General features: G+C 61.5%; 6 protein-coding genes. All 6 read right to left on the bottom strand.

Features of this window, described 5'->3' with window-relative positions:
• Nucleotides 1–216: 216 nt before the first annotated feature.
• Nucleotides 217–1,485, bottom strand: a complete 1,269-nt coding sequence (locus CFE428DRAFT_RS24475; RefSeq protein WP_202797492.1) for an NAD(P)/FAD-dependent oxidoreductase — start codon at nt 1,483–1,485, stop codon at nt 217–219.
• Nucleotides 1,486–1,492: 7 nt separating this feature from the next.
• Nucleotides 1,493–2,053: a hypothetical protein gene (locus CFE428DRAFT_RS24470; protein ID WP_006982361.1), complete on the bottom strand. Its 561-nt coding sequence runs from the start codon at nt 2,051–2,053 to the stop codon at nt 1,493–1,495.
• Nucleotides 2,050–3,285 (bottom strand): coproporphyrinogen-III oxidase family protein, encoded by a 1,236-nt coding sequence (locus tag CFE428DRAFT_RS24465; RefSeq protein WP_006982360.1) that lies wholly within the window; start codon nt 3,283–3,285, stop codon nt 2,050–2,052. The genes CFE428DRAFT_RS24470 and CFE428DRAFT_RS24465 overlap by 4 nt, the downstream gene beginning before the upstream one ends.
• A 99-nt stretch (nt 3,286–3,384) precedes the next feature.
• Nucleotides 3,385–4,542: an outer membrane protein assembly factor BamB family protein gene (locus CFE428DRAFT_RS24460; RefSeq protein WP_162145308.1), complete on the bottom strand. Its 1,158-nt coding sequence runs from the start codon at nt 4,540–4,542 to the stop codon at nt 3,385–3,387.
• A gap of 227 nt (nt 4,543–4,769) precedes the next feature.
• Nucleotides 4,770–5,945, bottom strand: a complete 1,176-nt coding sequence (locus tag CFE428DRAFT_RS24455) for an iron-containing alcohol dehydrogenase (RefSeq protein ID WP_006982358.1) — start codon at nt 5,943–5,945, stop codon at nt 4,770–4,772.
• Between the two features lie 2 nt (nt 5,946–5,947).
• On the bottom strand, nt 5,948–6,478 hold the full coding sequence (locus tag CFE428DRAFT_RS24450) for a GNAT family N-acetyltransferase (protein ID WP_006982357.1): 531 nt from the start codon (nt 6,476–6,478) through the stop codon (nt 5,948–5,950).
• Nucleotides 6,479–6,487: the final 9 nt, after the last annotated feature.

Genomic DNA, 6,487 nt, shown 5'->3' with positions numbered 1-6,487 from the left:
AACACGGATGCACCCCGGAGGCGGTGCCGGAATTTCTCGCTCGTGGAATTTTCCTCCACCCCTACCGGGGTGGGCCCGTTAGGGAACGTTATCCGGGGGTGGCGCTCGCAAGCTCGCTTACCCCCGGCTAAGTCCGGTATCCCTCCGGGATACGCTCTGCCCGGAGCGATTCCACGCGGTTCAACTCGTAATCCCCACCTGGCGGTTGAATGTTCATTACGCGGCGGCGTTCTCGGGCGCACGCCCGTGGGACAATGGCTCCGGCAGGGTGACGAATTCCTGCATCGACGCGTAAAGCTGGGAAAAGTCCGGATCGAAAAGATGGCCGATGAGCGAATCGGTCAGGAGTCCGCGATGCTCGGGGTAAGCCTTCAGCATCCGACCGAAAGAGAAATTCGGATCGTAGAACGCGTAGACCAGCTTGCGCATGTTTTCCATGCCGCGGCAGAGCGTCTCGCCGTACTCGACGAATTGCGAACCGCTGAAATCCCCCGTCGTGAGGGCGGCGTCCACCGCATCCGCGGCCATCTCGCCGCTCTTCAGCGCGAGGAAGACACCGCTGGAGAAAACCGGATCGAGAAACGCGAAGGCGTCGCCCGCGAGCAGCAGGCCGTCCGCCGCGCAGTATTTCGAGCGATAGGAGAATTCGCTGGTCACGAAGTATTCGCCGAACTGCTCGCCCATGCTGAGGTGTTCCTTGATCCAGGCGTTGCGCTCGATCTCGCGCTGCATGATTTTCGCCGGGTCCTTGGACTCGGAAAACAGGTAATCCTTTTCCGCCACGATGCCGACGCTGACGGTGTCGTTCTTCAGCGGGATGTACCAGAACCAGCCGCGTCCTTCGACATAGGCGACGGTCGTATTGCCTTCATCAATGCCCGGGTCGCGCTTGGCGCCGCGGAAGTAAGTCCAGATGGCGATCTTGTTCAGCTTCGCGTCCTTCACGCGCCAGCCATCGCGCGCGATAGAGATCTGCTCGCGGCCGGAGCAATCGACGGTCATCGGTGCGTAGAATTCATGCGTCGCGCCGTTTTCATCGCGCGCTTCCACACCGATCACTTTTCCGCTCTCGTCCTTCAGCAATCGCGTCACCGGGGTGAGCTCGCGCACCTCGGCGCCTTTGGCCCGCGCATTTTTCAGCAGCATCAGGTCGAAGTCCGCGCGCTCGACCTGCCAGGTCGTGGAGCTTGGGTGATCGTAGTGCTGGAAGAAATAGAAGGGCGCGGATTGCCGGCCATCCTGCGTGACGAACTGCACGCTGTATTTTTTCGTGTAAGCGATGTGGTTCATTTCCTCGACCAGACCGAGACGGTTCAGCGTGAACCAGCAGTACGGCATGAGCGATTCGCCGACATGATAGCGGGGAAATTTTTCCTTCTCGAGCACCAGCACCCGCCGGCCCTTCTCCGCCAGCAGCGCGGCGGTCGTCGTGCCCGCCGGGCCGGCGCCGATGATGATCACTTCGTATTGATTGGACATATTCATCGCTAAACTAAATTCGGACGGCATCCGCGGGACGCAAGACCTCCACGATCCGCGCCAGGACGCGGTCGTTTTCGCCAAGCAGGACGTTGCTGCGTCCATAAAATTCCCGGGCCTCGGGCAGACGGAAAAGACGCTGCATCATCGCGTCCGCGCCGAGCTTGATGAAACCGCGTGGCTCGCTGCGATAGCGAACGCCGAAGCGGTTGAGCAATCCACCGAGCGGCAGATGTTGCTCGAGAATGAGCCGGCGCAATTCGCCGTCGAACGCCGTGAGGTCGATCTCGATCGCGCCATATTCCACGGGCAGATCGGTCGACTCGATGTGCAACACCACTTCGCGACGATACGCCTCGGGCGTGTGCTCGCGGTGCAACACCTCGAGCACGATCTTGCCTTCCCAGAAAGTTTCGAGGCGTGAGGTCATGTCTCCATGATGGACCAGCAAGCGCCGGTAGGGCTCGGGCACGGCCGGGCCATCGACCATCTCGTATTCCGGCAGGGCGTGGCCGCCCGCCTGCCAGAACAGCGTGAGCGGGTAGAGCAGTTCGGTTTCGTTGGCGGCGATCATACGTAGCGGGGGCCGCGATGTTGGGGGAGGAAGAAGGCGTGGAGCAGGGTGTCGACCTTGAGCAGGGCCTCACGGGTCAGAACGATCCAGCCGCCCTCGTCGCTGATCAATTTGCGCGTGCGCAGATCATCGAACTGTTCTCGGAAACGTTCGCCGACGTTCACGCCGAATTTTTCCTGGAAGTATTGCTGGTTCACCCGGCCGAGCTTCATCTGCAGGATGAACTCGCGGATCATCCGCTCTTCCTCCGTCGTCGTCATCGCGCGGGAGATCGGCAGATCGCCACGCTGAATCGCTTCGAGGTATTGCGAGAATTCGGTGATGTTTTGGAAGTGTGTGCCGGCGATGTGGGAGAACGAAGCCACGCCGAGCCCGACGAGATCCGCGCCGCTCCAGAGGGCATCGCGATAGACGAACTTCGTCTTCTGCGGATCGCGCACCGCGGTGTAACCGCTGGTCACGGTGTAGCCGACCTTTTCGAGTTCGCTGAAAGCGTAGTCCACCCAGCCGCGCTTGGTGTGCCAGTTGGCCACGGGTGCGGTGAGTTTGCCCTCGGCTTTCATCTCTTTGTAGATGCCGGTGTTGTAAGGCACTTCCATCTGGTAAATCGTCACGCTGTCGGGGAGCAGTTCCACCGTTTTGCGCACGTTCTCGCGCCAGTTTTCGTCGGTCTCCTCGACCATGCCGGAGATGAGGTCGATATTGATCTGTGGGAAGCCGATGGAGCGCGCGAAGTTGTAGGCGCGATAGATTTCATCGGTCCGATGCGCGCGGCCGTTGATCTCCAAAATGTGGCTGTCGAAATTTTCCACGCCGAGGGAGAGACGCGTGACGCCGATCTCGCGGATGGCGCTGAGCTTCGCTTCGTTGAGCGTCCCGGGTTCGGCCTCGAAGGCGACCTCCTCCGCTTCGTCCCACGGCAGCAATTCTTTCATGCGGTCGGTCAGCGATTTGAGCTGCGCCACGGAAAGATAGCTCGGGGTGCCGCCGCCGAAATAGATGAAGCGCGGCTTGCGTCCGCGAATGAGCGGCGACTTCGCGTAGATCTCCAGTTCGGCGATGCCCGCGTCGAGGTAGCGCTTGATTTCGTCGGCATTCTTGTCGGTGTAGACGCGGAAGTAGCAGAAGTGGCAGCGCTTCCGGCAAACGGCACGTGAAATACACGCCGAGCGGCACGCCGGGTTTCTGTGTTTGGTCGAGCAGGCCGCGCACCGTCTTTGCGGTCTCGGCATCCCAATAAGCGAATGGCGGGTAGTTCGAAACGAAGTAATTACCGACCTCTGTTTCGTCGTGTTTCTTTTCTTCTGCGAGAATTTCGAGAACGTCGTGACTCATGGTTTTGCGGGTGTTGAAGGTTTGCCAAAGGCGTAGAGGTTTCCATCTTCTGCGCCGACGATGATCAGGCCATTGGAGGCCGCGGGTGAGGCTGTGACCGGGGCGCCGATTTCGTATTCCCAGCGCTCCTTGCCATCGGCGAGATTCACACAATAAAGGCGGCCATCTTCGCAGCCGACCACAATGCCGTCGCCGCAAATGACCGGCGAGCTGTCGACCTGGCCGCGGGCATCGAAATTCCACACGCCCTTGCCGGTGGCGCGATCGATGCAATGCAAGCGTTTGTCACGGCCGCCGATGACTACTTTGTCGTCGGTCAAAGCCGCGGAGGAAAAATAAGGGAAGTTCCGGTCACGATACTTCCATTGGATCTCGTTGCCCTTCGGCCCGTTGGGATCGAAGGCGATGACGAGGTTGCCGTAATTGCCGACATAGCCGGTGCTGCCCATGATGGCGACGGAAGAAGCGATGTAGGCCTCGGATTCGATCTGCCGCAGTTCCTTGCCGTCGCTGAGTTGCAGCACGTGGATATAGCTGTCGCAGCCGCCGAAGACGATTTCGCCGCTGGAGAAAATGGCGGGCGAGCCGTTGATGTAATTGTCCGTCCCGTGCGTCCAGACGACCTTGCCGGTGGCGGCGTCGACGCAGTGCAGGTTCGTGTCGTAGCTGCCGATGAGCAGCCATTCGCCGACGCCGTTCGGGTTCTTCGCGTAGTTTGCGCCACCCATCACTTTGTCGCCGGTCTCGTACTTCCACTTCAGCTTTCCGGTAGCCGCGTCGAGCGCGTAAACATTGCCGTCGCCGGAGCCCTGGTAGACGACGTCGTGCAAGACCAACGGCGTGGCCTCGATGCTCGCCTCGGTCTTGAACGTCCACAGTTCCTTGCCGGTGTAAAAGTCGACCGCGTGGATGATGCCATCGTCGTCGCCAACGAAGACGCGTCCGCCGACCACGGCCGCGCCGGCCTTGATTGGTTTGCCCGCGGAAAACGTCCACGCTAGATCCGGCTTCGCCGGCGCAGGCATATCGGTGCGACCCTGCAATTGCGGGCCGCCGCGGTGCATCGGCCAGTCGGATGCATGAGCGGTGATCGTGAGCGAGAAGAGCGCAAGCAGGCCGCATTTCCAGAATACCGATTCTCTCCTCGGTGTCATCCTGAGCGGAGCGGAGGGAGTTTTAACGACCGAAGCGCAGTCGAAGGACCCGGCCGCTTTAGTAGAGATTCTCGCTGGTTGTTCGGCCGGATCCTTCGACTGCGTGCCCCGCCCCCTTGCCGCCGGGGCACTTCGCTCAGGATGACGCCGAGGAGAAAGCCGCGGCCCCCGAAACGTCAGCACGTCGGTCCCGTCCAAATGTAATTCGCAAACACGACCCAGCGCTTTCATCCGAAGACCTCCTCATAAAGGCGTTCGAAATCTTCCGCGGCGATGGTGCGCGGGTTGAAATTGGCGGTCCACTGCTGCGCCGCTTCCCTGGCCAGCGAGGGGAACTGTTTGTGGTCGATTTTGTACTGCGAGAGGCCTTCGCGCATCTTGGCGACGTCGAGCAGCACTTCCAGTTCAGCGACGAATTCCTCGATCGGGCCGAGGTCCGCGGCATCGCTCAATTCCATGTAACGCTCATGCGCGAGGGGATCGCGCGCGTTGAAGCCGATCACTGCCGGAAGCATGAGGCCCACGGCCTGACCGTGCACGACGCCGAAGCGCGCGGTCAGGGGATTGGCCGCGGAATGCGCCGCGCCGAGCATGCTGTTCTCAATCGCGGTACCGGCGAACGCGGCGCTCAGTTGCATCATGCCACGGGCTTCGAGATCCTGCGGATCGCGCAACACGCGCTCGAGTCCGCCGAGGCAAAGGCGGAACGCTTCACGGGAATAGATCGCCGAGACCGAGGTGCGCTTTTTCGTCACCGCGGTTTCCACGGCGTGCACCAGCGTATCGATGCCGGTACAGGCGGTGACGCGCGGGGGCTGGGAAATGGTGAGCAGCGGATCGAGGATCGCTACTTTCGCCGCGGCCTTGGGATCGCCGCAGGCCATCTTCAGGTGCGTCTGGTCATCGGAAATCAGGGCGAAGGATTGGCATTCGCTGCCGGTGCCCGCGGTCGTCGGAATGGCGATCATCGGCAGCATCGGCTTCGTGGCCTTGCCGACGCCCCAGTAGTCCTTCATCTGGCCACCATTGGTGAGGATGAAATTCGTGCCCTTCGCGGTGTCCATGCTGCTGCCGCCGCCGAGGCCAACGATGAGATCGATGCCCGCCTGGCGTGCCACTTCCACGCAGCGATCGACATCGACCGTCGTGGGGTTTTCGCGCACTTCATCGAAAATGGTGACGTACAAACCGGCGCCTTCGATGAAGCCCACGGCGCGCGCCGGATGGCCGGCCGCGACAATGCCTTTATCGGTGACGAGCAGGACGTGCTTCGCGCCCAATTCCCGCGCCAGTTCCCCCACCCGCTCGATGCTGTCCTCGCCGAAAATCACGCGCGTGCGCGGACTGAAGTCGAAGCCTTTCAGGCCGGGTGTCGTGGGGGAATGGCGAGTGGTGGCGTGCATGGTCAGGGAAGGGAAATCGCGCGCGTCAGGATGAAGTCGTCCATCACGTAGCCGCCTCCGATGTCGAACACCGTGGAGCGTTCGACGGCGTAGCCGGCGCGCTCGTAGGCGCGGAGGGCGCGGGCGTTTTGCTTGTTCACCTGGAGCCAGACGGCGCCGGCGCCGCGTTCTGCAGCGAGGGCATGGACGCGTTCGAGCAACTGTTGACCGAAGCCGAGGCCTTGCTGTTCCGGCAAGAGGTAAAGTTTGTTGAGCTTCAGACGTCGCGGCTCCGGTTCGAAAGTGCAGGAGTGGAACCCGATCATCTCGCTGTCGAGCCACGCGATTTCCCAGATGACGCCTTCGCGCAATTCGCGCGCAATCGTCTCCGGCGCATACATCCAGGCGAGCATGTAATCGATCTGCCCGGGCGTGAGCAGCTCGACGTAGGATTCGCGCCAGATCTTTTCCGCCAGCGCCCGCAACGCCGGAATTTCCGCCTCACTCGCGGAGCGAATCGCGAGGGAAGCAACCGGACGGGCGAGCGAAGGCATGAGAAGGCG

This window comes from Chthoniobacter flavus Ellin428 (genome assembly GCF_000173075.1).
Classification (GTDB): Bacteria; Verrucomicrobiota; Verrucomicrobiia; order Chthoniobacterales; family Chthoniobacteraceae; genus Chthoniobacter; species Chthoniobacter flavus.
This window is presented reverse-complemented; position numbering and strand designations above follow the sequence as displayed.

What these genes read in the sequence shown, in the direction of transcription:
- CFE428DRAFT_RS24475 (WP_202797492.1), bottom strand. Translation starts at nt 1,485, where the DNA reads ATGAATATGTCCAATCAATACGAAGTGATCATCATCGGCGCCGGCCCG.
- CFE428DRAFT_RS24470 (WP_006982361.1), bottom strand. Translation starts at nt 2,053, where the DNA reads ATGATCGCCGCCAACGAAACCGAACTGCTCTACCCGCTCACGCTGTTC.
- CFE428DRAFT_RS24465 (WP_006982360.1), bottom strand. Translation starts at nt 3,285, where the DNA reads ATGCCGAGACCGCAAAGACGGTGCGCGGCCTGCTCGACCAAACACAGA.
- CFE428DRAFT_RS24460 (WP_162145308.1), bottom strand. Translation starts at nt 4,542, where the DNA reads ATGACACCGAGGAGAGAATCGGTATTCTGGAAATGCGGCCTGCTTGCG.
- CFE428DRAFT_RS24455 (WP_006982358.1), bottom strand. Translation starts at nt 5,945, where the DNA reads ATGCACGCCACCACTCGCCATTCCCCCACGACACCCGGCCTGAAAGGC.
- CFE428DRAFT_RS24450 (WP_006982357.1), bottom strand. Translation starts at nt 6,478, where the DNA reads ATGCCTTCGCTCGCCCGTCCGGTTGCTTCCCTCGCGATTCGCTCCGCG.